Raw genomic sequence first — 22,931 nt, 5'->3', positions numbered from 1 at the left:
CAGGAGTTCGATTCTCCTAGGCGGCTCTCTGCGACGCAGGCCAGACACCGTTTCTGGCCTGCGTCGTTTCTATTTGGGCGTCTCGAACGTACGCCACCGCCGCATGTCGTTCGGCTTCGCCGGCAGGAAGCACGACTGCGAGAACTAGCCTCCCCAGACCCAAATAAGCCCCGACCTTTCATCGAAGGGAGGGGGCCTACTCTTTGTCGTACTTGAACAGGGGCAGCCGCGACTCTGCGGCGTGATGGGCGGGCCTCCGTTACGGCGCCATCAGCACATCGGGCATCTCGTCATCGTCACGGCGGATCACCGTCGGCGCCGTGAGGACGGCGTCGAGCGCGACGTTGTGCTGGCGTCCGCCGTGGAGCTCGACATCGATCATGGTGGCGAGAAGTACTGCGACTTCACACTCACCGTCTGAATGTCGGAAATAGACCGTCACGAGCGAACCGGACCCCGGTCCGTGTCCGGACCGGACAAATGGAAACACAGCCTGAACTGGCCGTTTGCCGAGCATTTCCGGCCAGAGTTTGCCGACCCGTTGCCCCAGGGGTGGAATCACATGCGGAAGCACAACGCTTCCACCGCACACCAGATCCGCAATGAGTATCGCCGATCTGGGAGCGGTTGTTACACAGGCCGATTGGCCTTTTCTGACTTTGGGGGTCACCTATGTTGCGCCGTATCGCGACACCACTCGTCCTTGCCGTCATCGCCGCGTTCGCGTTGGCCTCAAGTTTGCTCGCCGGACCTGCCGATGCCCGGACCCATCACACACGTGAAGGCGTCGACATCACCCTCACCGCATCCAAGCTCCGTGCGAAGAAGATCCCCGCACTGGACTCCTCACCGTTCTCCGGCGAAGCACTGCTGTCCTCGGACGTGCACGCCGCCGTTCGCAACATCGACGGCAAGACTGTGCGGGCGACAGTGGAGGTCGGTTACCAGATCGGCTACCCCGTCTCCGTCGCGCCCAACGGCGTGAAGGTCACCGCGCATACTCCCGAGTTGAAGCTGACCGGCGGAGTGAACGCCAAGATCGCACCCGAGGTCACCATCTCGGGTTCCGGTGGTGGCGGCAAGATCGGCGAGATCGGCGCCGAGCTCGGTGCTGAAGCGACCGTCATCCCGTCCGCGGATCTCGAGTTCGAGGTCGGCGCGGGCAAGATCACCACCGTCACCCTCGCCGAGATCGCCCTAACTCAGCCGACTGCCGACATCGTCCTGTCCGGCATCGAACTCAACATCACCAACGCCCTCGGACCCATCAGCGTCCGCCCCTACGCCAAGATCAGCGTCACCACCGACACCGGCGTCTACGTCTACTACGACCACGGCCCCACCAGCCGCATCTGACCCAGCACGACACCATGACAACGAACCATTCCCGCGGCCGCGAGCGGCACGACCGGGGAACGCTCCTGGCGGGACTGATCGCGCTCACTGCACTAGCCGCAGCAGTCCTGCTCGCGATCTCACTCGCACCGGCCTCCGCCGAAACCCCGGCCGAGCGCTGCAAACGCGAAACCACCGCCTACAACAACGCCTGGAAGAACTCCTGGGCCGCATCACACCCAGGCAAGAAACCGAGTGACGCGCCTAAGCCGCCGGTGCCCTACAAATGCGGCGGCAACAACGACGGACCACCACCCACGCTCTCACCGGACGCCCCCGACGAGACACCTGAGCAAACCGTCAAACCCACGACGTCGGCTCCTGAATCAGGCTCCGATGGCCCAAACATGAACGCCCCAACCGAACGACGCGAACTCGAACACCCAAATTCGGGGCAGAAGCCAATTGGAAGCCCCTCTGATACTGACCTATCCAGCACTACGGCGGAACCTGGCACTTCAAGCTCACGAGCCGAGAAGAGCGATCCGCTCAAAGACGCAGTTTCTAACAACGAGCACTACGCATCAGGTGCCTACGAACAGAACTGCAACGACTCTTCAGGCGGCGCAAGGCTAGTCATGGGCGAATACGAGAGCGCATTCTCATTTAACCGCAAGGGGTACTGCGTACTGGATATTAGCGATCAAGTTGTCCCCGACAGGGACGGCCTAAAAGGCGGCTGCCAAGTCACCTCCCCCAGCCAAGGATGTACGGCAGGATTTAGTGAAACTGTGACTACATCATGGACAGGCGGTGTCGGATTCACTAAGATCGTCCAAGCATCTCTCTCCTACACGATCCAGGAGTCCCGAATGGTCACTAGCTCGTGTACTTTTCAGCCCGGAGCGCCCCCCGGAACTCAGCACGACGTATACCCGATGGTGCGTAAGCGGACCTGGCTGGTATGGGACGCCAAAGACAAGAGACAGCCTGGAGAATGGGATGGAGTAACGACTGTCGTATCAAAAGAGCCTACCGGTCAGGTTCTGTGCCAATCAAACGGAGTTTCCAAGTGAGAAAGATTCTATCGCTATCCGCAGCACTAGCTATCAGCGCTACGCTAGTCAGCGGATGTTCTGACACAGAGCGAGCATCCACGGACACACCGACTCCATCGACGCAGAAAACCTTCAATGCCTCATCACTAGAAGGCAAGCAGGTTGGCGATCTAGAACGCGACCTCTGGGGAGACAACCGGAACGTGAAAGTGAAATCGTTCTCCACAAATTCTGTAACAGACATCGTTCTCGGGAAATCCTCCGAGATAGGCGATGAACCTGTCAGGAGCTCCTATATTGTGGCGGCGGTATTATTCTGCGAGCCAGATCAGGCATTCGTTTATGCAGTGGACGGCACAAAGACGAACGATAAGATCACGTCGCCAAGCTTTGAATCCTGGAAGGCCAAGGAAATGAAGTCCTCTATTTGCAATGGACAGCCGCCTGCCACCGATGTCTCCGTAGAGTAGCGTTCGTACTGTCTGACAAATCCTAGTTGATGGCTGTGACCTCAACGATGAAGCGTCCCCGACCTCGAAGCGAGGTCGGGGGCGTAAGTCACTGCGGTGCGCCAGGCCATTCGACCGGCGGCCGGTCACCGAACGGCGGCACCTCGGCACGCGCGGCGTCGGCCGCGAGCTGACGCTCCGTCGCCTCGACGTGCTTCGCGACCTGGATCGCGGCATAGTCGCGGACATGGTCGGCCAGGGTCGGGCACGTCGCCGGGTAGTGGCCGAGGAACGTGCACGCGATCTCTGCGGCTCGTGCCGACTTGTCTTCGTCGAGGGTGATCGTGATCGTGATCGGGTCCATGGTCAGGCTCCTTCGGGTTCGATGCGTACGGGGTCTCCGGTCGCTGACCGGACATGCAGGACGACGTCGCCGCCGTCGCCTGACGTCGTGAGGATGACGCGGGCTGCGCCTTCGCCGATGACGAGTTGCCCTGGTACCTCGACAGCGTGATGGACGTTGCCGAGCATGAGCCAGGCAGTGATGTCGGCGGGATCCCAGCGGAGGATCCGGCCGACCTTGAATGCCGGCGGGAGGTAGCCGCGGTGCCGCATGCGGTGGATTGCTGCGGGCGTGGTCTGCAGGAGGTGCGCGACGTCGTCGACGGTGAGGAACTGGTCAGGTGCCGCGGGGAGACTGGCGGTTCTCACTTCGAGACCGCCACCGTCGGCCGTTCAGCCGACGGGCGAGCATCCCCGCCCGCCCGTCGACCGGCGTCTCCTACGCTCGAATCTCCACATTCAGAGCAAGGAGGAGATTCACGACCGATTGGGTCACCGTCGCCGGAAGTATCGGCGGCGCTGCTGGTGGGGCCGCCGGTGTCGTCGGCCGGGAAATGGTTGCTCGCCAAGTGTATGAAATATACGAGTTTGATCTCGATAAAGTTCACACCATGTCAGGAACAGTCGTCGAGACTATTCCTAACAATAGGACGACCCTCTGGCCACAGAGCGTAAGATGGGAACTTGCATGATTGCCACTTCAAATAGGAAGTCGCGTAAGAAGGCCTTTCTTATCGCGCTCGTTTCAATTGCCACACTCGCCGCTATTGCACTTGTTTTGCGCCCCATATTTGGTGCGACAGATGAGTCTGATACTGGTTCCGCTACCGTGGCGGAATCTATTCCGAACACCGCCAAGGGGTTCGTTCCGTCAGCTGTTCTGACTTACGGTGACCTTGTTGGCCGTAGTGTTCCGGAAGCTATTCGAATGCTTGGATATGATGATAGGCGGAACATTTATCCTCATCTTCCGAAGCTTGTCGGCAATCCCGCAATCGGCAATGTGGACCCTGCGCCCTACCCTGATGGGGAACTGATTGTTACTGGCGCATGCCAGACTTTGGATGCCAAACGTGCATTCGATGGATTTCCCAGGACAACCAGTTCTGATCAGATCTTCTTCTCAACCTACCCGCGAGCACTGCTTTCGGATAGCGAGAAGGCGATCCTCGCCGATCCCTCATCCCCTGGCAGCAGGGAGAGCGTAGATGGCTGGTCGAGAATCCTTCTGGACAAGAATCCATGCTCGGGCGAAGTGTTGACAATTGCGGTCAAGTAGTAGTCCTAGGTCGTCGACATTGCACTGAGTACCGATCGATGGCTCACGTCCGCGTCCGCGATCGACGTTCGCCTGATCGCCCAACAAGTGACGCAACGGCCACCCACGTCGACGGGCACGGTGACTGAGACTGCGACGGTGACGGTTGCGCCGTCGACGACGGAAATCTCGACTGTTCCGGTGAGCTGACCGACACCATCGAGACTATGCCCGGAGCCCTATCTGGAGGGCGCCGGGCACAGTTGCGGTTTGACCAATTCCGGCGCATCGTCGGGCGTTGCGCAACACAGGAAAAGCGCCCCCCTCCGAACCCTGATCGAAGCATTGACGCCTCACACTCTCCAGACACAGTCTGGGCGGATGCTGCGGTGTACGAATTCGGGCCACTTCCTGTCTCAGTCAACAGGTCTATCGGAGCTCAAGCGCTCACGTACCCTCCTGGCTACCGGAACAGGGTGTTCGTGCCCGGCAGCTGGACGAACCTAGGCTTCATGCCATCCTCCACCCCGAACGGAGGTTAGATCATATGGACTCTTGGCAAGAGAGAATCGATACACAGGTTGCTCTGCAGAATCAGTTGATGAAACTTGGTCTGTATACGCACGCGGCCGTTGTAGGCGGCCTTGCGAGTGAGGACGCAATTCGTGCAGCAGAGGATCGCATCGGTTTTCGAATCGATGCTGGTTACCGGGAGTTTCTGGCGGTCGCCAGTGGGTGGCGTCAACAACAGAACGTCTGGAATCTGTACTCGGCTGCCGAGCTCGGCGACGAGATCCTTATCGAGGCACCCGATCCGACGCAACCTATGTTCCGCATGCCGTGGGCGGAGGCCATAGCGTTGCGCGAACACTCGTGGGGCATCGGAATGATCGGCCTTACGTATCCACCGGAGATCACCGATTGGGAAGAAGTGATGCCCGTCGGCGGCACCGACGGGCTTGGCGGCGACATCTACATGCTCTGTACGCCAAATGATGAACCCACGCGCCCTTCCGGCCCGATCTTCGTGATCACATCAGGCTTCGTGGAGCGTCACGAGACGTTCGCCGACTACCTCGATGCAGGCATCAGCGAGGACCGCAGCAACATCGCCGATCCGTCACTCTGGGGCGGGGATACCGGAGGCACCCAGAACCTGTAGCTGAGCACCCAAGACAAAAGGAGATCACTCTGACCCGTTCCGAGTGATCTCCTTATGCGCGGTGTGCTGATCACGGACACCACAAGTCGGGCAGATCAAGCGTTCGCGGCATTCGACGAATGGCGCGGCAGATCGGGAGGTATAGTCACCGCCGATCACACCCACCGATGTCCGCGCGCGAACAGCCGACTGCCTGACAAGCGATCCTGGCCCGCGACGACATCGCCCGAGAAAGCGGAGCCATGAGGCCACTTCACGCGATCACCGCCGTCGGTGCAGCCCTCGTGGTTGCACTCTCCGCTTGCGGCACCGAGCAGGAGGCCGCGCCGGCCTCGCCCACCACGTCGCAAGCAGGCGTCTCCGACACCGAGACCGCATTGCGAGCGCGGCTCGACGACGTCTATCGCATCGTCATCCAGGGCGGGCAATGGGCCAAGGGATACGACTACCTGTCTCCCCGCTGTCAGACGAAGCACAACCGCACCGACGTCGAAGCAGCACTGAAGACCGAGTACGGTCCCGAGTCCGGCCGCGACTTCTCGGGCGAGCCCACGTATGTCATCACCGTGGACGGCGACTCCGCGTCAGTCGTGACGCAGGCATCCGACGGCAAGGGCTCGAAGGCCCCGAAGACCTGGGCATTCGTCGACGGACAGTGGTCGAACGACAGCTGCTGACACCGGGGCCTCACTCGACGACAGTCGGCCGGTCGGACGATTTCTGGCGAGTACGGACCACAACCAGGACGAGTAGCGGACCGTCGAAGGCATGAGTGTGCGCGAGACGGTCCTCCGAAATCCGAAACAATCAGCAGTGATCGGCGTCGGCGGCCTGATCGCACTCCTCGGGTCGTGCGGCATCGGCGCAGCGGTGAGCAGCCCCGCCCCGATGGCGAGTCCTCCTACGACGATCACACAAACCGAGGTTCTCACGGAGACGACAACTGTCACGGCGTCCCCGACAACGTCTGAACAGCAAGTGAAGCGGACGACCAAACGACAGCCACGGAAACCACGGACGACAACGGAGGAGGCACCCCGCGTACGCGCGGCAGTCCCTCGTCGAACCCGAACAACACGACCGGCCCCGACAACCGAGCCGGACGCTTCGTACGCCAACTGCAGTGAAGCTCGAGCAGCGGGCGCGGCGCCACTTCTCCAAGGTCAACCCGGATATCGCAGCAAGCTCGACCGCGACGGTGACGGAGTCGCGTGCGAGTAGCCCCAAGACTCAAAGGTTGACACTTTTCCCAACCTGTCTCATTATCGACGCATGATCATTGATTCGTCGCACGGCTATTCACTCCGCTCCGACGACACGTGGCGAGACCCGTTCACGATGTACTCCCGCCTGCGGGCAGACGACCCCGTCCACAATGTGGTTCCCGCCGATCGGCCGTCCGACGACTTCTGGGTGCTGACCCGTCACGCCGACGTGATGGCGGCGGCGAAAGACTGGCAGACGTTCTCGTCCGCGCAGGGACTGACCGTGACGTACGGCGAACTGCACAAGATCGGGCTCGCCGACAACCCTCCGATGGTGATGCAGGACCCGCCGGTGCACACGGACTTCCGCAAGCTCGTCTCGCGCGGGTTCACTCCGCGCCAAGTTGTGACGCTCGAACCGCTCGTGCGCGACTTCGTGGTCGAGCGCATCGAACGCCTCCGCGCCGAAGGCTCCGGAGACATCGCCGCGGAACTGTTCAAGCCTCTGCCGAGCATGGTTGTCGCCCACTACCTCGGCGTGCCGGAGGAAGACCGCGCGCGGTTCGATGCGTGGACGGACGCGATCGTCGCCGCCAACCCCGGAGCGGACCTCGGTGCAGCGATGACGTCAGCCGCCGACGCCGTCCTCGAACTCACCGCATACTTCGCCGAACTCATCGAACACCGCCGCAAGCACCCCGGCGACGACACCGTGTCCCACCTCGTAGACGCGGGAATCGCCACCGACTCGGCAGGGCTGCTGTCGGTGCTCGCGTTCGCATTCACGATGGTCGCAGGCGGCAACGACACGACGACCGGCATGCTCGGCGGTTCGGCAGCCCTGCTCACCGAGCATCGCGACCAACGTCAGATCCTGATCGACGAACCGGAACTCATCGGGACTGCAGTCACCGAGTTGCTGCGACTGACCTCCCCAGTTCAGGGCCTCGCGCGGACCACGACCCGCGACATCGACTACCCCACGGCGACGATCCCCGCCGGCCGAAAGGTCCTGCTCTGTTACGCCTCCGCCAATCGCGACGAGCGTCTCCACGGTCCGGACGCCGACCAACTCGACGTCCGGCGAGATCCGCCCGGCCTGCTCACCTTCAGTCACGGCTCGCATCATTGCCTCGGCGCGGCCGCCGCTCGCATGCAGGCCACCGTCGCCCTCACTGAACTCGTTAGCCGATGCCCAGACTTCGAGGTGGATGTGGACGGAATCGTCTGGGCGCCGGGCAACTACGTGCGTCGCCCGTTGTCAGTACCCTTCACCGCATGACCTCCGAGTGGACCGGCGCACGACGCTCCGCCGCGCGTGACCGCATCCTGCAGGTGGCTGCCGAGCAGTTCGCCGAGCACGGGGGCGACGTGTCGATGTCGGACCTCGCAGCAGCGGCTGGATGTTCACGCGCGACGCTGTACCGGCATTTCGACAGCCGGACTGCGCTGCAACTGGCGTACATCGCACAGGTCGCGGGAGAGATCTCCTCAACGATCGAGGCCCGTCTGGCAGGAATCGACGACGGCCCTGAACGAGTCACCGAGGGAGTGCTGATCGCCCTCGCCGAGGTCCGTGCCGATCCTGCGCTGACCGCCTGGTTCACCTCGGCCGGCGCCGGTCTGACCAGCGAACTCGCATTGTCGTCCGACTCCGTCGGAGCGATCACAACAGCGTTCACTCGTGACGCGACGGCTGCGGGCTGGATCGTTCGCGTGATCGTCTCGCTCCTCATCGTCCCCTCCTCGGCCGACGACGAGAGGACGATGATCGAGCGCTTCGTGACGCCGGCGCTCCGCTCCCCCACGCCGCTGAACGACTGAGAGTCGTCCGTCAGACGGCCCACGCCGCGGCAAGCCCCACCGCACACGCTCCGACCGAACCGACGAGTGTCAGCACTGCGTACACCAGCCCGCGTCGGCCACCGGTACGGACGGTCTCCAGGACCGACGTCGAGAACGTGGTGTACCCGCCGAGCAGTCCCGTGCCGATCACCATCTGCCAGTTGTGATCAGCGCCGTGGAACATCACCGCGCCCGCGACGAGACCCATGACCAGCGAGCCCGTCACGTTGATCGCGAAGGTGGGGCCGGGGAAGGCTCCCGGCCACCGGCGGCGGCAGGCGTCGTCGACGAGGAACCTCAGAACGGCACCGACTGCACCGGCGAGAAACGTCAGGATAGGGATCATGCGTGATCACCGGCCGGCCCAACACTGCGGCGGGCCGCCCACACACCGGCCGCGGCGGACAGAACTCCGACGATCACGCTGACGAGGGCGTAGGCCACTGCGGTCGCTGGATGCCCGTCCCTGCCCAACAGGCTGATCTCCAGCGAGAACGCGCTGTACGTGGTGAACGCTCCGCAGAATCCGGTGCCGAAGATCAGCCTGATCCGGCGGCGGCGTCCGACGTCTCGACCACGCCGCACGAGCCCTTCCAGGAGCGCACCGAGCACAAACGCGCCGACGATGTTGACCAGAAACGTCCCCACCGGCCACTGTCCCGGGTGCGCGGGCCACTGTTCCTCGGCGGCCCACCGCGCAGCTGTTCCGAGCACGCCTCCCGCGAACACCGACATGATGTCGGCTGCACCCGGTCGGCTGCGCTGCTCGGTCACTCAGCCAGCCTACGGGCGATCCGACCTATAGTTGACAAGACATCGACCACACCGGACCGAGGAGCCCGCCATGTCTGAGTTCATCGACAAGATCAAGCACAAGGTGGAAGAGATCTCGGCAGCGGTCGACAACGAACTCACCGTCCTCGAGGGCGCTGGCGGCGACGACATCTTGGCCGAACACGACGACAAGCCTGCAGAGAGCTAGCGTCGCGTGGCGAGTTGGTCGCCGAGTTTGACGACCATCGCGCCGACCGCGAACTTCGGCTTCACGTTCATCTCGAGCACTTCGCGGCATTCCAGCACTGCTTCGATGCAGCGTAGAAGCTTGTCGGGTGTCGCGTAGTCGGCCATGGGCGCTACCACGTCGTGCTCCTTGTCCGGATGCATCAGCGTGACGCGTGCCCCAAGGGAGACGGCGAGCGCATCTCGGAACAGAGCCGCCAGGTCGACGAGCGCCCGGTCCAGGACGTCACGCATCATGCGGGTCCGTCGCGACTTCTGCTGTTTCTCCAGTTCCTTGACCGCTCCTGCGGTTCCTCGCGGCGGTCGGGCCGTGCCCTTACCGGTTCCGCCCGCTCCGAGTGCCGTCATGAGTTCTTCGGTTTCGGCCGCGTCGATCTCGTCGCTGATCGCCGCTGCCGCTTCGGCCGCTGTCTTCACCAGCTTGTCGGCCGCGGAGTACGCCGTCGAATCCCGGGTCGCCGCGCGGGCGAGGCTCAATGCCTGATCTCGTTGCGCACGTGCGATCGGATCCGTCGCGAGTCGCTTCGCCCGTCCGACGTGTCCGCCCGACACCGACGCCGCCCACTGCGCGGGTTCGGCGTCGATGTCGTCCCGCTCCATCAGGACGCGTGCGATCTCGCTGCTCGTCGGTGCGGTCAGTGCAACGTGCCTACATCTGGATCGAAGGGTGATCGCGATGTCGTCCGGAGATACAGACGGCGCGCACAACAGGAAGATCGTGCGGTCTGGCGGCTCTTCCACCGCCTTGAGCAGCGCGTTGGCCCCCTGCTCGGTGAGACGATCAGCGTCCTCGACAACCACGATCTGCCATCGACCGGTAGTCGGACGCCTAGCAGCCATCGAGACGATCTCACGGATCTGCTTGACCGAGATCGTCAGACCGTCGGGAACGATGTGGCGGACGTCGCCGTGCGATCCAGACATGACCGTCGTGCACGCCCGACACTCCCCGCAGCCCACCACGTCCGACTGGCACTGCAGGGCGGCGGCGAACGCGGTCGCCGCGATCGACCGGCCACTGCCGGCAGGTCCGGTGAACAGCCAGGAGTGGGTCATCGACTCGCGGACGCCCACCGGCAGATCGTCGACCGGGTCGCCCTCGAACATCGAGACTGCGCCGTCTGCGGCCTCGTCCAGACGTGCCGCGACCAGGCGCGCAGACGTTGCCGCGGCTCGGAGTTCGGCGGCGAGGGTGTCCTGCCCGATCAATCGATCAAAGACATTTGTCACATCTGCAAGCCTAATCCCCAGCTCAGACGACCGATGACCCGCAACCCGTTTAACAATTGCAAGCACCCCGGTACCGTGGACTCGTGGTAGCAAGACGGTTCGGCCTCGCCAAGCCGGCGCAGACCCTGCGCTGGCTGGCACACACGCCCTGGCCTGTGCTTGCCCTCGACCTGCTTCGCGCCAATCTTGTCGGCGCGCTCTTCACATTCGCTTTCCTCCGGTTCGGCATGCCACCAGCGGACGCGTTCTCCATCGGCGATGCGGACGCCTACAACCAGATCGCATTCGCCATCTACCTGGTGATCGCCGTCCTGGTCGGCATGTACGCCACGGTGGCGCTCAGCATGCCGGTTCTGATCTGGCATCGTCGCAGGTCACGACTCGACGACGCCGCCGCGCGCAAACGGGCGCTCCAACTACCGAGCCTGCTGACCCTGACCACACTCGGCCTGTGGGCGGTCGGCGGCATCTTCCTCTCAATCATCAACTGGCGCACCACCTCGGCCAAGGATGCGATTCTGGTCGCGTTGGCGAGCCTTGTCGGCGCACTGGTGACCGGTGTGCTGTCGTTCATGCAGTCCGAGCGCGTTCTGCGTCCCATCACGGTGACCGCGATGGCGAACGACCCGGACTCCACCAACGCACCTGGCATCACAGCCCGCATCTCGGTGTTCTGGGCGGTGACCGTCGGCGTCCCGATGCTGGTGATCGGCGCTCTCATCGTTCTGCAGCACTACCACTTCATCGACACTGATCCGAGCGGTCTGCTGCGGCCGATCCTGTGGCTCGCCGGAGCGTCGATCGTGTTCGGGCTGCTCGCGATCTCCCGCCTCGTCGGGTCGATCACCGATCCCATCAAGCAGCTCCGGGTGGCGTTGGCGCAGGTCCGTGCGGGCAACTTGAACGTCGCCGTGAAGGTGTACGACGGCAACGATCTCGGCGCTCTGCAGTCGGGCTTCAACGAGATGGTGTCCGACCTTCGGGAGCGTCAGCAACTGCGGAACCTGTTCGGCCGCTATGTCGGCGAGGACGTCGCCCGCCGTGCCATCGAGACGGGCACGGAGCTAGGCGGCGAGGAGCGCTACGTCGGTGTGCTGTTCGTGGACATCGTCGGTTCGACGCGCCTGGCCGTGAACCGCCCGCCGCGCGAGGTGGTGATGCTCCTCAACGAGTTCTTCCAGATCGTCGTCGAGGTGGTCGGACGACATGGCGGGTTCGTCAACAAGTTCCAGGGCGACGCCGCTCTCGCGATCTTCGGCGCGCCCCTCGATCAGGACGACTTCGCCGGAGCGGCTCTGGCCGCCGCCCGTGACCTGCGGGTCCAGCTCGACCAGCGTCTCGGCGATGTAGACATGGGCATCGGCGTCTCCGCGGGCAAGGCCGTGGCAGGCCACATCGGTGCCGAGCAACGCCTCGAGTACACGGTGATCGGCGACCCGGTGAACGAAGCCGCCCGCCTCACCGAACTCGCCAAGGACGAGCAGACGCGCGTCCTCGGATCGGCGCGCGCAGTCTTCCTCGCGGGCGACGACGAGGCTGCTCACTGGGCCATCGGCGAAGGCGTCGAACTCCGCGGTCGAGGCATCGAGACCCTCCTCGCTCGCCCCGACATCGACGTCACGACGCCGACCGTTCCCGACGTCTGAGCCGCCTACCGGGGGTCCGGTTCACATCAAAGACGCTGAGCGCTCCAAACGCTGCTTCCAGCGACATCTGCTCCCATAAGAAGCAATCCGCTCTCTCCAACGACATCCGCTCCCTCCGGGAAGGGAGCGGATGTAGCCGAGAGGAGCGGATCTCGACGAAGGGAGCGGGTGGGGCCACCCGCTGTGTCGTCCCCAGCGTCTTTGGCCAAAAGCTGCGGCAGGATGCCTAAGCCTCCGGAGCCGCCTTCTTTGCGGGAGCCTTCTTGGCTGCCGAAGTCTTCTTGGCAGCCGCGGTTGATTTCTTGGCGGCAGTCGTCTTCTTGGCCGCGGTGGTCTTCTTGGCTGCGGTGGTCTTCTTTGCGACAGTCTTCTTCGCCGTCGTCTTCTTCGCGGTCTTCTTGGCAGCCTTCTTCGCCGGGCCCCTAGCGCGGCGGTCGGCGAGCAACTCCATCGCCCGTTCCGGGGTGATGGTGGCGACTTCGTCGCCCTTGCGAAGGCTGGCGTTCGTCTCGCCGTCGGTCACGTACGGGCCGAAGCGGCCGTCCTTGATGACCATGGGGGCGCCGCTGACGTCATCGTTCTTGCCGAGTTCACGAAGAGGAGGCGCTGCAGCCGCCCGGCCGCGACGCTTGGGCTCGGAGTAAATCTTGATCGCCTCGTCGAGCGTCACGTCGAAGAGTTGGTCCTCGCTGGTCAGCGACCGTGAGTCCGTGCCCTTCTTCAGGTACGGGCCGTAGCGGCCGTTCTGCGCGGTGATCTCCTCGTTCGTCGCCGGATCGACGCCGACCACACGCGGGAGCGACAACAACTTCAGTGCGTCGTCGAGCGTGACTGTCGCGATGTCCATCGTCTTGAACAGCGAACCGGTGCGCGGCTTGGGAGCAGCCTTCTTGGCGGCCTTCTTCGCTGTCTTCTTGGCCACCTTCTTCGCCGTCGACGTCACGGTCGCGACGCTGCCGGACGGAACTTCGTCGAGAGCGACGACGGCGTCGCCGGTCGGGAGGTCACCTCCGTCGCGCGGGGTGGGACCGGCTGGGATGGTCGGAACCGGAGCGCCGTCGTCGGGCTCTTCGTCGTCGGGGAGGATCTCCGTGACGTACGGACCGAAGCGGCCTTCCTTGGCGACGATGCGATTGCCCGAGACGGGATCGACGCCGAGTTCCCGGCCCTCCTGCGGTGTCTCGAAAAGCTTCTCCGCCACCGCTAGCGTCAACTCGTCCGGTGTCATCTCCGACGGGAGGTTCGCGCGCTGCAGCTCCGGAGCAGCATCCGGACCTGCGACGTTTCGCTCCAAGTACGGCCCGTATCGGCCGACGCGCACGAACACCGGACGGCCTTCGGAGTCGTCGAACAGCTTGATCGAGTTCACTTCGCGGGCGTCGATGCCCTCGAGGTTCACACCGACGAGCTTCTTGAGACCGCCGAGACGGGCGATGGCGCCTGCGGCGTCCTCGTCCTTCGACGCGCCCTCTTCGTCACCGAAGTAGAACTCGGTGAGCCACCGGGTCCGGTCTTCCTGACCTGATGCGATCTGGTCGAGGTCGTCTTCGAGCGAGGCGGTGAACTCGTAGTCGACGAGGCTGTTGAAGTAGCTCTCGAGCAGTCCGATGACCGCGAACGCCACCCACGACGGAACGAGGGCGTTGCCCTTCTTCAGCACGTAGCCGCGGTCCTGGATGGTGCCGATGATCGACGTGTAGGTCGACGGCCGACCGATGCCGAGTTCTTCGAGGACCTTGATCAGCGACGCCTCGGTGTAGCGGGCGGGCGGGTTGGTCGAATGACCGTCCGCGACCAGCGATGCCGCCGTGAGCGACTGTCCTTCGACGAGATTCGGGAGTCGACTCTCGGCGTCGTCGGCCTGGCCGCCCGCAAGGTCGTCGACAGTCTCGACGTACGCCGACAGGAAGCCGGGGAACGTGATGGTGCGGCCGGACGACGCGAACGTGACCTGCTCACCGGTCGAAGCGCGTCCACCGATCTTCAGGCTCATGGTGGTGCCCTTGGCGTCCGCCATCTGCGATGCGACGGTCCGCTGCCAGATCAGTTCGTAGAGGCGGAACTCGTCGGTGTCGAGCGCGGACGCCACCTGACCGGGCGTGCGGAAGGTCTCGCCTGCCGGGCGGATCGCCTCGTGCGCCTCCTGCGCGTTCTTCACCTTACGGGTGTACTGGCGAGGGGTGGCGTGAACGAACTTGTCGCCGTACAGGTCTCGCGCCTGTGAACGGGCAGCGTTGATCGCCGACTCCGACAACGTGGTCGAGTCGGTACGCATGTACGTGATGTAGCCGTTCTCGTACAGCCGCTGCGCGATGCGCATGGTGCGGTCGGACGTGAAGCGGAGTTTGCGACCGGCCTCCTGCTGGAGGGTCGACGTCATGAACGGCGCGTACGGCCGACGGGTGTACGGCTTCTCCTCCACCGACGTGACCGCGAGCGCGGCGCCGTCGAGGGCGGCGGACAGCGCGTTGGCGCGGGCGCCGTCGAGCACGGTGACGCCCGAGGACTTCTTCAGTTTGCCGTCGGATCCGAAGTCGCGGCCGGTGGCCACACGGTCGTCGTTGATGTTGACCAGCCGCGAGCTGAAGGTGCGAGGCGCGGCGTTCTCGCCTGCGTCCATCGTGGCGGCGATGTCCCAGTAGTCGGCCGACACGAACGCCATGCGCTCACGTTCGCGCTCGACGATAATGCGTGTCGCGACCGACTGCACGCGGCCCGCCGACAGCTTCGGCATGACCTTCTTCCACAGGACCGGCGACACCTCGTAGCCGTACAGGCGATCGAGGATGCGGCGGGTCTCCTGTGCGTCGACCATGGGCATGTCGAGTTCGCGCGGGTTCTCTGCGGCGGCGAGGATCGCCGATTCGGTGATCTCGTGGAACACCATCCGCTTGACGGGGATCTTCGGCTTCAGGGTCTCGAGCAGGTGCCACGCGATGGCCTCCCCCTCGCGGTCACCGTCCGTTGCGAGGTAGAGCTCGTCGACGTCGCGCATCAGCGCACGCAGCTCCGACACGGTCGACTTCTTGTCTGCGGAGACGACGTACAGCGGCTCGAAGCGGTCGTCGACGTTGACGCCGAGGCGGGCCCACGGCTGCCCCTTGTACTTGGCCGGCACGTCGGCCGCGCCACGAGGGAGGTCGCGGATGTGTCCACGTGACGACTCGACGACGTAGTTCGACCCGAGGTATCCCTGGATCTTGCGCGCCTTGGTCGGGGACTCCACGATCACGAGTCGCCGAGTGGCGGGGGACGCACTGCCTGTGGTGGCCACACCGTGCCCTTCGCTTGGAAAAGTTTGTTCGAATGCCGTTGTACCTTATATAAGGGGTGTTCTGCACTCCACCCCGCCTAACGGCTGGGTCCGGCGTGTTGTTCCCCAGAGCCGGTCAGCCCCGCGGCCACGTACCCTCGGGAGCATCGAAGGGCACCCCGCCGACGGTCTCAGCGAGGCGAGCGAGACGCTTGTGCCCCGATACCCGTAGTGCAGGGTTGCTTCCGCGGACGCCGACGAGAGTCGGTGCGATGCCGACTCGCATGAGCGACGTCGCGAGCGGGGCATGTGTGTCGGGCGCGCTGGGATCGAGCCCGAGGACGTAGTGGACGCCGTCGAAGCGTCCTGCCGCGAGCACCCAGAGGCGCAATGCGCGAGGGCTCGGCGTCCATCCTTCCGGAACCGCCTTCACCGCGCCGGAGGACCAGCGGCGGTGCAGTGCGGTGATCCGAGGATTCGCCTCGGTGCGGGCGATCGGCGACCCTTCCTCCGATGTGAGGGTCTCGGCGTCGAGCCCGGTCGCCATGATGTCGGCGGCGATCTCGTCTGCCCGCCACTGCTCACCGACGACGACGGATACGCGCGCGCCGAGCGACGTGTGGACTGACTGCCCTTGTGCCGCAAGGAGACCCGCGAGGTCATCAATCACGGGATCTTCCGTGTCTGCGGAGAACAACGACATCTGGCTCACACAGTTGATCTTATAGTGCAGAACGCACAACTCCCGGCCCCGCCGAAGCGGGACCGGGAGTTGCGTCTAAGTGTCTGGTGTCGTCCCTAGGGACGAGTCAAATCAGACTGCGCGAACGCCGGTGGCCTGCGGGCCCTTGGTGCCCTGGCCGACCTCGAACTCCACGCGCTGGTTCTCTTCGAGGGTTTTGAAGCCGTTGCCCTGGATCTCCGAGTAATGAACGAACACGTCGTCATTGCCCTCATCAGGCGCGATGAAGCCGAAGCCCTTCTCCGCGTTGAACCACTTCACAGTGCCCTGTGCCATCTACTGCATTCCTAACTTTTGCTTCCCGCCACGGAACGTCCCGACGGGGGCCTGTTCCGACCGCCATACCTCAACGAGCCCCGCCAATGGCGATGGAACCGACTGCAAGTACCACGCTCGCAACTCCCTTCGCCATCGAAGCGAAGTGTGCGACCAGGACTAGCTAATCATGTTTCGGGGCGGCGCGATACTTTTAGCGCACGACGATCGAGAAGAACCTGGGGCGAGGACGATGCAACACGCGACGTACGGCAGCGAACTGCTCGGTCGCACCCTCGCCGGAACACCGTCCGACGAGGAATCGCCACTCACGCACATGGCCGTGATCCCCACGCGGACAGCACAATTCGACGAGTGGCCGGAGTGGGTGCATCCCCAGGTCCGGGAGGCCTTCGTAGAGCGCGGCGTCCGGACGCCGTGGCGTCATCAGATCGCCGCGGCGAATCATGCGCGCGAGGGTCGCCACGTGTGCGTCTGCACCGGCACTGCGTCGGGCAAGTCACTCGCCTACCAGTTGCCGATCCTCACCACGTTCGCCGAAGATCCCAACGCCACCGCGCTCTACCTCTCCCCCACGAAGGCGCTCGGCAGCGATCAGCTGCGGGCCACGGCCCAGTTGATCACCGGACGGTCGGCCTTCGCGCACCTGCAGCCGTGCGCGTACGACGGCGACACCGACTCCGAACTGCGCCAGTGGGCGCGGCAGCATTCGCGGTGGATCTTCACAAACCCCGACATGCTCCACGTCGGCATCTGCTCCTCGCACCCCAAGTGGCGGCAGTTCTTCAGCAAGCTCAAGTACATCGTCGTCGACGAGTGCCATCACTATCGCGGTGTGTTCGGCTCCCACACCGCGCTCGTGCTGCAACGCACGCTTCGCATCGCCCGGCGCTACGGCGCGCACCCCGTGGTCATCGGAGCGTCGGCGACAGTGTCCAATCCCGCGCAGGCATTGTCGCGGCTCATCGGCGAGGACGTCGTCGCCGTCACGGACGACACCTCGCCGCACGGCGAGCGCACCGTCGCCATGTGGGAGCCCGGATTCCTCGAAGGTTCCGGCGGAGCGGATCCGACGACCGGCGAGAACGGCGCACCAGTCCGGCGCGCCGCGGGCGCTGAGGCGGCACGTCTGCTCGCCGACTTCGTCATCGAAGGCGCCCGCACCCTGTGCTTCGTGCGGTCTCGCCGCGGTGTCGAGGTCACGGCGGTCAAGGCCAAGCAGTTGCTCGCGGAGTCGGCGCCCGAACTCGTCGATCGTGTAGCCGCCTATCGCGCCGGCTACCTCGCCGACGATCGTCGCAAGCTCGAACGCGCCCTCTCCGACGGCGAACTGCTCGGCGTCGCCACCACCAATGCTCTTGAACTCGGTGTCGACATCAGCGGGCTCGACGCAGTCGTCGTCGCCGGATATCCGGGAACCGTCGCATCGTTCTGGCAGCAAGCCGGGCGCGCCGGTCGACGCGGCGAAGGTTCGCTCGTGGTGATGATCGCGCGCGACGACCCGCTCGACACGTACCTCGTCCACCATCCCGAAGCGCTGCTGGAGCGGCCCGTGGAGGCGACGGTCACCGACCCGACCAACCCGTACGTCCTCGGCCCGCACCTGCTGTGCGCCGCCACCGAGTTCCCTATCACCGCCGACGAGGCGGAGGCATGGCACGCAGTCGAGGTGATCGACGAACTCGTCGCCGGCGGTCAGCTCAAACGACGAAAGGCCGGGTGGTATCCGGCGCCCGGCCTGGATCCGCACAGCGACGTCGACATCCGCGGCGGCATCGGCGGCCAGGTGCTGATCGTCGACGCGACGACTTCCCGTCTGCTGGGGACCGTGGACTCCTCACGTGCGAAGACGTCCGTCTTCCCCGGTGCCGTGTATCTGCATCAAGGCGAGAGCTTCGTGGTCGACGAGCTCGACCTCGACGACGGCCTCGCCCTCGCTCACCCCGAGGAGCCGGACTGGACCACGTCTCCGCGCGAGGTGAGTGACGTGGTGATCGACCGGATCGTCGAGCAGCGTTCATTCGGACCGTTGACGGTCGCCTTCGTCGAGGTGACTGTGACGAGCCAGGTTGTCGGCTTCCTGCGGAAGGCCCTGCCGGGCGAGATCCTCGACCAGGTGGCACTCGATCTACCGGAGGAGAGCCTTCCCACGAGAGCCGTCATGTACACCATGGAACCGGACACCATGGTGGACGCCGGAATCGCGCCCGACAAGTTCCCCGGCGCGCTTCACGCCGCCGAACACGCCGCCATCGGCATGCTCGGGCTGGTCGCGACCTGCGACCGCTGGGACATCGGCGGACTGTCGACCGATGTGCATCCGCAGACCGCGCTCCCGACGGTGTTCGTCTACGACGGGTTCCCGGGCGGCGCAGGGTTCGCCGAGCGCGGCTACCACGCGTTCGCGGACTGGATTGCCGCCACCGACGTCGCAGTCTCCTCCTGCACATGCGACTTCGGGTGCCCGTCGTGTGTGCAATCGCCGAAGTGCGGCAACGGCAACGAGCCGCTCGACAAAGAACACGCCATCAAACTCCTCCGCCTTGTCGGGCGGTTGTACGGGAGTTGACGGTCAGCTGCGCGTATCCAATGTGCGGGTATGCACGGCGTCGACCGGCCTATCGACAGCTGACATCGAAGCGAGCGTCTCCGGCCATGTCGCGAGCAGGGGGCCGGCGTCCGGCCTTCCCAGCCGGGGCTTCGTCGCCACTTCCCAGGCAGACCCCGACTACACGCAGACCTCCGTCGCCGGGTCGCTGATCACCGACAGCGCCGCGCTGTTCAGCCTGCCCGGCTCGCTCAACAGCCACAGCAACGCATTCGTGTCGAGCAGGACCGATGTCACGCGCCGCCCTCCCACGCCTTCAGTTCACCGTCGGACAGCGGAGCATCGAAGTCGTCAGGCACGACCATCCCGGGGAACTGACCGAACTGCCGCGTCGTCGGAGTGACAGCAGCTCTCACTCCTCCACCGGCCCCGCTCGGGCCGCAGCGACCGCGTCTCGAATCCCGAGGCCGCCGAGCCGAACCTCGACCACAACTCGAACGACGACATCCTGACCGTCCACCGTGCACGAGGTGATCCGCGGGCGGCCGTCCGCCGAGGCGAGCAACTCTGTCGCGGCGACGCACCCGTCGTCGCCGAGAACGTGCGCAGACGCGGCAGCGAGTGCTCCGAGATCGGCCGCGCTCTGCGCCCGGTGACGGGCGACCACCGCAGCTCCCACGTAGAGCACCCCGACAAGCACGCTCGCGAGAGCCGCGATCACCGCAGCACCGGTGATGGTGGAGAACCCCTCGTCATTCCGCCGGCGCATCGGCAGCACCCGCAGGCTCGACCGCTGCGACAGCCCGCGCCGACACCGTCAGCATCGGCACCAGTGGGACATCTGCTGACACGGTGACGGTGACGGTCTCCCCCGACGTCACCACCCCGATCGACGCACCTCCGGGAGCGACTCGACGCCCGACTGATTCAGCCGTCGCGTCGCCTGCCGCGGTGAGTCTGGCGACTTCACGCGCGGCATCCGTGCACCGGATCTGCGTCGCCACCCCCGCGACGGCACCAATCCCCACGAGAAGGAACGCGGCTATCGCCGCCAACGCGAAGGCGGCCTCGACAGTCACCATTCCGCGCTCGTCGACGAACAGGCGACTCAGCATGTCAACCGACCGACGTACTGAGCGCTTTCGAGATGATCCCCGTCAGCGCGGTGACCACGTTGTCGCCCGTCACCACCGTGTACAGGATCGCCCCGAATGCCGCCGCCGCGATGGTGCCGATGGCGTATTCGGCAGTCGACATCCCCTCTTCGTCGGCGATCAACCGGACCCCGAGCACCTTCGCCTCTGTCATCCATCTCGTACCTCGACGTGTTCCCATGTCTCCCCCTGCGATCGTCAGACCCGCTGGTCGAGCCCTTCATAGGTGAAGACGCACGAAGCCTGGATCCGGTTCCATCGATTTCCACAGTGAGCAGCCGTGAGACCATCAGGTGCGTGGCTGACTCATTCGACACCCTGATCGAAATCGGGAACGAACCTGACCTCTCGGGTTGGGACTTCTCCTGGCTCGCGGGCCGCGCCACCGAGGAACGCCCCGAATGGCGGTACGCCGTCCAACTCGCCGATCGGCTCAGCAGGGCATCGGCCTCGTTGGACATCCAGACCGGCGGCGGTGAGGTTCTCGCCGAAGCCTCGACCTTCCCTCCCACGGCGGTGGCGACCGAGTCGTGGCCGCCGAACATCGAAAAAGCCACCCGACTGCTGCATCCTCGCGGGGTGGCCGTCGTCGCCGACGCGGACGAGCCACCACTGCCTTTTGCAAGCGAAGCATTCGACCTCGTCACCAGCCGACACCCCGCCACCGTGTGGTGGGACGAGATCGCCCGGGTACTTCAACCAGGCGGCACGTACTTCGCCCAGCATGTGGGGCCGGCGAGCGCGTTCGACCTCATCGAGTTCTTTCTCGGCCCCCAACCTCAAGCGCGACGCGGACGTCACCCCGACGACGAAGCGGACGCGGCGAGATCAGCCGGACTGGAGGTTGTCGATCTGCGCACCGCCAGCCTGCGCATCGCGATCAACGACGTCGCGGCCGTGGTGTATCTGCTGCGCAAGGTGGTCTGGTGGGTACCGGGGTTCACCGTCGAGAAGTACCGCGACCGTCTACACGACATTCACGAGCTGATCGCGCGTGACGGTCCGTTCATCGCACATTCGACCCGCCATCTCATCGAGGCACGGCGACCGCTCAACCACTAGATGATTGATTCCCGGTGGCGACGGCGACGTCTGCCGACGTTCGTGGGCGTTGTTCCACAAAAGTCACAGAGGGGTGGCGTATGAAACGCACCCCGGCGTTACTTTCCCGCCATGTTGTGCTCAGACCGAGCCCAGCATCCCCGACGCCAGACCGATCACCACCGGCACGATGCCGAGGCACACGAACGCGGGCAGGAAGCACAATCCGAGTGGGCCGCTGACCTTCACGCCGGCCTTCTCCGCCGCCTCCAACGCCCGGTCGGCTTCCACGCGCCGCATCTGATCGGCAAGGTCGGCGACTCCATCGGCCAAGGACGCTCCCGCTCGCGATGCACGCCGCGCCAACGAGGCGAGGTCGGCGAACGACGGGTCGTCCGTTCCACGCTCGAATGCCCACGCCGACTCCGGATCCGCTCCCAGCGCTAGGAGTTCCGCGGCCCGCAGCATCGGCGCCGCGACGGCTGCGGGAGCACCGTCGGCCGCGATCTCGGCTGCGGACGACACCGGCAGTCCACTCCGAAGGCAGACCGCGAACATGTCGTAGGCGGCCGCCGTGTCGAACGGATCGGGCCGCAACCGTCCTCGTCCCAGCCATCGAGGTTCGCGGACCGGTCGTGGTCGCTCGACGACTCTCGCCAGGGCCCAGTCCGCTCCCGGCCAGATCCACAGGGCGACGCAGGTGCACAGTGCGATCGGCAGAATCATCGCATCACCTTCTCGGTGATCGCGGCCGTCCACCAGACGCCTGCAACGGCCAGCGCAGTACCGATGACCAGCAGGATTCCACCGACACCCGGCCGCAGGAGAACTGCCAACGGCTCAGCGCCCATCGCCTGCCCCAGCGCGACACCGAGCAGCGGAAGCATCGCCAACACGGCCGCTGTCGCCCGCGGCCCGGCCAGCCCCGCACGCGTGCGTGACGCGTGTTCGGCGCGAGCTGCGAGATCGGCGCGCAGCGACTGCATCAGGTCGATCATCGGCAGACCCCTGCCGGCAGACGCCGCCCACGCTGCCGCGAGACGTTCCAATCCTGCGGCACCGTCGACCGGGTCACCGCCGAGTTCGGCTCGGGCGGCCATCCTCGCCAGCTCGCTCGCGACGTCGGACGGCCCGTCTCTCGAGAGCTCGTCCGACGCCGATCGACAAGCGTGCACGATCGGCGCCCCGACGGACATCTCGGCGATCATCACCGACAGCGCACGCCGCACCTGCGCATCGCGGAGCTCCTGTGCGGCTGAGCGGACCGACCGACGACGCACGCCGATCACGGTGGCGGCGACCAACACGGAGGCGACCGCAGGCGCCGCACCGGCAACCGCACCGACGAGGAGAGGAGAGCCCGCCAC

General features: G+C 65.0%; 27 protein-coding genes. 12 read left to right on the top strand and 15 right to left on the bottom strand.

The annotated features are described in order from the left end of the window. Positions 1-259 precede the first annotated feature (259 nt). The gene (locus tag JVX90_RS20710) at positions 260-382 is read right to left on the bottom strand and encodes a hypothetical protein (RefSeq protein ID WP_275889934.1); all 123 of its coding nucleotides are present in this window, start codon (positions 380-382) and stop codon (positions 260-262) included. A 290-nt stretch (positions 383-672) separates the two neighbouring features. Here JVX90_RS20710 and JVX90_RS20500 point away from each other — a divergent pair, with 290 nt between their 5' ends. Further along, on the top strand, positions 673-1,356 hold the full coding sequence (locus JVX90_RS20500) for an MspA family porin (protein ID WP_240193905.1): 684 nt from the start codon (positions 673-675) through the stop codon (positions 1,354-1,356). 1,051 nt (positions 1,357-2,407) lie between these two features. Continuing rightward, a complete protein-coding gene (locus JVX90_RS20495; protein ID WP_205330463.1) occupies positions 2,408-2,863 on the top strand; it encodes a hypothetical protein in 456 nt (151 codons plus the stop codon). An 88-nt stretch (positions 2,864-2,951) separates the two neighbouring features. Here the strand turns inward: JVX90_RS20495 and JVX90_RS20490 are convergent, their stop codons facing one another. After that, positions 2,952-3,206 (bottom strand): hypothetical protein, encoded by a 255-nt coding sequence (locus JVX90_RS20490; RefSeq protein WP_205330462.1) that lies wholly within the window; start codon positions 3,204-3,206, stop codon positions 2,952-2,954. Between the two features lie 2 nt (positions 3,207-3,208). Continuing rightward, a complete protein-coding gene (locus JVX90_RS20485) occupies positions 3,209-3,553 on the bottom strand; it encodes a helix-turn-helix domain-containing protein (protein WP_205330461.1) in 345 nt (114 codons plus the stop codon). A gap of 319 nt (positions 3,554-3,872) precedes the next feature. Between JVX90_RS20485 and JVX90_RS20480 the strand changes: the two genes are divergently transcribed. From JVX90_RS20480 to JVX90_RS20455, 6 genes are all read left to right on the top strand, one after another. Further along, entirely contained in the window at positions 3,873-4,463 is a 591-nt protein-coding gene (locus JVX90_RS20480) for a hypothetical protein (RefSeq protein WP_205330460.1), read from the top strand. 526 nt (positions 4,464-4,989) lie between these two features. After that, the gene (locus JVX90_RS20475) at positions 4,990-5,604 is read left to right on the top strand and encodes an SMI1/KNR4 family protein (RefSeq protein ID WP_205330459.1); all 615 of its coding nucleotides are present in this window, start codon (positions 4,990-4,992) and stop codon (positions 5,602-5,604) included. 242 nt (positions 5,605-5,846) lie between these two features. Continuing rightward, positions 5,847-6,281, top strand: coding sequence for a hypothetical protein (locus JVX90_RS20470; protein ID WP_205330458.1), 435 nt, complete (start codon positions 5,847-5,849; stop codon positions 6,279-6,281). Positions 6,282-6,372: 91 nt separating this feature from the next. After that, complete coding sequence (locus JVX90_RS20465) at positions 6,373-6,825, top strand: excalibur calcium-binding domain-containing protein (protein WP_205330457.1); 453 nt, start codon at positions 6,373-6,375, stop codon at positions 6,823-6,825. Between the two features lie 51 nt (positions 6,826-6,876). Next, a complete protein-coding gene (locus JVX90_RS20460) occupies positions 6,877-8,091 on the top strand; it encodes a cytochrome P450 (protein WP_205330456.1) in 1,215 nt (404 codons plus the stop codon). Further along, positions 8,088-8,633: a TetR/AcrR family transcriptional regulator gene (locus JVX90_RS20455; RefSeq protein WP_205330455.1), complete on the top strand. Its 546-nt coding sequence runs from the start codon at positions 8,088-8,090 to the stop codon at positions 8,631-8,633. The genes JVX90_RS20460 and JVX90_RS20455 overlap by 4 nt, the downstream gene beginning before the upstream one ends. 10 nt (positions 8,634-8,643) lie before the next feature. Here JVX90_RS20455 and JVX90_RS20450 read toward each other — a convergent pair whose 3' ends face one another. Further along, positions 8,644-9,000 (bottom strand): CrcB family protein, encoded by a 357-nt coding sequence (locus tag JVX90_RS20450; RefSeq protein ID WP_205330454.1) that lies wholly within the window; start codon positions 8,998-9,000, stop codon positions 8,644-8,646. Continuing rightward, positions 8,997-9,428 carry a fluoride efflux transporter CrcB gene (crcB, locus tag JVX90_RS20445; protein WP_240193982.1) on the bottom strand — a complete coding sequence of 144 codons (432 nt, stop codon included), beginning with the start codon at positions 9,426-9,428 and terminating at the stop codon, positions 8,997-8,999. Before crcB ends, JVX90_RS20450 begins: the two co-directional genes overlap by 4 nt. 70 nt (positions 9,429-9,498) lie before the next feature. On the opposite strand from crcB, the gene JVX90_RS20440 reads away from it, so the two are divergent. Further along, positions 9,499-9,636: a hypothetical protein gene (locus JVX90_RS20440; RefSeq protein WP_205330453.1), complete on the top strand. Its 138-nt coding sequence runs from the start codon at positions 9,499-9,501 to the stop codon at positions 9,634-9,636. Here JVX90_RS20440 and JVX90_RS20435 read toward each other — a convergent pair. Then, on the bottom strand, positions 9,633-10,904 hold the full coding sequence (locus JVX90_RS20435) for a DNA polymerase III subunit delta' (protein WP_205330452.1): 1,272 nt from the start codon (positions 10,902-10,904) through the stop codon (positions 9,633-9,635). The two genes, JVX90_RS20440 and JVX90_RS20435, sit on opposite strands and share 4 nt — an antisense overlap. 83 nt (positions 10,905-10,987) lie before the next feature. Here JVX90_RS20435 and JVX90_RS20430 point away from each other — a divergent pair, with 83 nt between their 5' ends. Beyond that, positions 10,988-12,550: an adenylate/guanylate cyclase domain-containing protein gene (locus JVX90_RS20430; protein WP_205330451.1), complete on the top strand. Its 1,563-nt coding sequence runs from the start codon at positions 10,988-10,990 to the stop codon at positions 12,548-12,550. A gap of 226 nt (positions 12,551-12,776) precedes the next feature. Here JVX90_RS20430 and topA read toward each other — a convergent pair whose 3' ends face one another. From topA to JVX90_RS20415, 3 genes are all read right to left on the bottom strand, one after another. Next, a complete protein-coding gene (topA, locus tag JVX90_RS20425) occupies positions 12,777-15,824 on the bottom strand; it encodes a type I DNA topoisomerase (RefSeq protein ID WP_205330450.1) in 3,048 nt (1,015 codons plus the stop codon). Positions 15,825-15,939: 115 nt separating this feature from the next. After that, positions 15,940-16,515, bottom strand: a complete 576-nt coding sequence (locus JVX90_RS20420) for a hypothetical protein (protein WP_205330449.1) — start codon at positions 16,513-16,515, stop codon at positions 15,940-15,942. A 102-nt stretch (positions 16,516-16,617) separates the two neighbouring features. Then, positions 16,618-16,821, bottom strand: a complete 204-nt coding sequence (locus JVX90_RS20415; protein WP_008380101.1) for a cold-shock protein — start codon at positions 16,819-16,821, stop codon at positions 16,618-16,620. A 232-nt stretch (positions 16,822-17,053) separates the two neighbouring features. On the opposite strand from JVX90_RS20415, the gene JVX90_RS20410 reads away from it, so the two are divergent. Beyond that, entirely contained in the window at positions 17,054-19,390 is a 2,337-nt protein-coding gene (locus JVX90_RS20410; RefSeq protein WP_205330448.1) for a DEAD/DEAH box helicase, read from the top strand. A 272-nt stretch (positions 19,391-19,662) separates the two neighbouring features. Here JVX90_RS20410 and JVX90_RS20705 read toward each other — a convergent pair whose 3' ends face one another. The 4 genes from JVX90_RS20705 to JVX90_RS20395 are packed head-to-tail and all read right to left on the bottom strand — an operon-like array spanning position 19,663 to position 20,677. Continuing rightward, positions 19,663-19,785: a hypothetical protein gene (locus JVX90_RS20705; RefSeq protein WP_275889933.1), complete on the bottom strand. Its 123-nt coding sequence runs from the start codon at positions 19,783-19,785 to the stop codon at positions 19,663-19,665. Next, positions 19,782-20,138 carry an Rv3654c family TadE-like protein gene (locus JVX90_RS20405; RefSeq protein WP_205330447.1) on the bottom strand — a complete coding sequence of 119 codons (357 nt, stop codon included), beginning with the start codon at positions 20,136-20,138 and terminating at the stop codon, positions 19,782-19,784. Before JVX90_RS20405 ends, JVX90_RS20705 begins: the two co-directional genes overlap by 4 nt. Beyond that, positions 20,122-20,484 carry a TadE family type IV pilus minor pilin gene (locus JVX90_RS20400; RefSeq protein WP_205330446.1) on the bottom strand — a complete coding sequence of 121 codons (363 nt, stop codon included), beginning with the start codon at positions 20,482-20,484 and terminating at the stop codon, positions 20,122-20,124. Before JVX90_RS20400 ends, JVX90_RS20405 begins: the two co-directional genes overlap by 17 nt. 1 nt (position 20,485) lies before the next feature. Further along, complete coding sequence (locus tag JVX90_RS20395) at positions 20,486-20,677, bottom strand: DUF4244 domain-containing protein (RefSeq protein ID WP_205330445.1); 192 nt, start codon at positions 20,675-20,677, stop codon at positions 20,486-20,488. A 143-nt stretch (positions 20,678-20,820) separates the two neighbouring features. On the opposite strand from JVX90_RS20395, the gene JVX90_RS20390 reads away from it, so the two are divergent. Beyond that, positions 20,821-21,585 (top strand): class I SAM-dependent methyltransferase, encoded by a 765-nt coding sequence (locus JVX90_RS20390; protein ID WP_205332529.1) that lies wholly within the window; start codon positions 20,821-20,823, stop codon positions 21,583-21,585. A gap of 120 nt (positions 21,586-21,705) precedes the next feature. On the opposite strand, the gene JVX90_RS20385 is transcribed toward JVX90_RS20390, so the two are convergent. Beyond that, the gene (locus JVX90_RS20385) at positions 21,706-22,290 is read right to left on the bottom strand and encodes a type II secretion system F family protein (protein WP_205330444.1); all 585 of its coding nucleotides are present in this window, start codon (positions 22,288-22,290) and stop codon (positions 21,706-21,708) included. Beyond that, entirely contained in the window at positions 22,287-22,931 is a 645-nt protein-coding gene (locus JVX90_RS20380) for a type II secretion system F family protein (protein WP_240193981.1), read from the bottom strand. The genes JVX90_RS20385 and JVX90_RS20380 overlap by 4 nt, the downstream gene beginning before the upstream one ends.

This window comes from Gordonia sp. PDNC005, from assembly GCF_016919385.1.
In the GTDB taxonomy this organism is placed as follows: Bacteria; Actinomycetota; Actinomycetes; order Mycobacteriales; family Mycobacteriaceae; genus Gordonia.
This window is presented reverse-complemented; position numbering and strand designations above follow the sequence as displayed.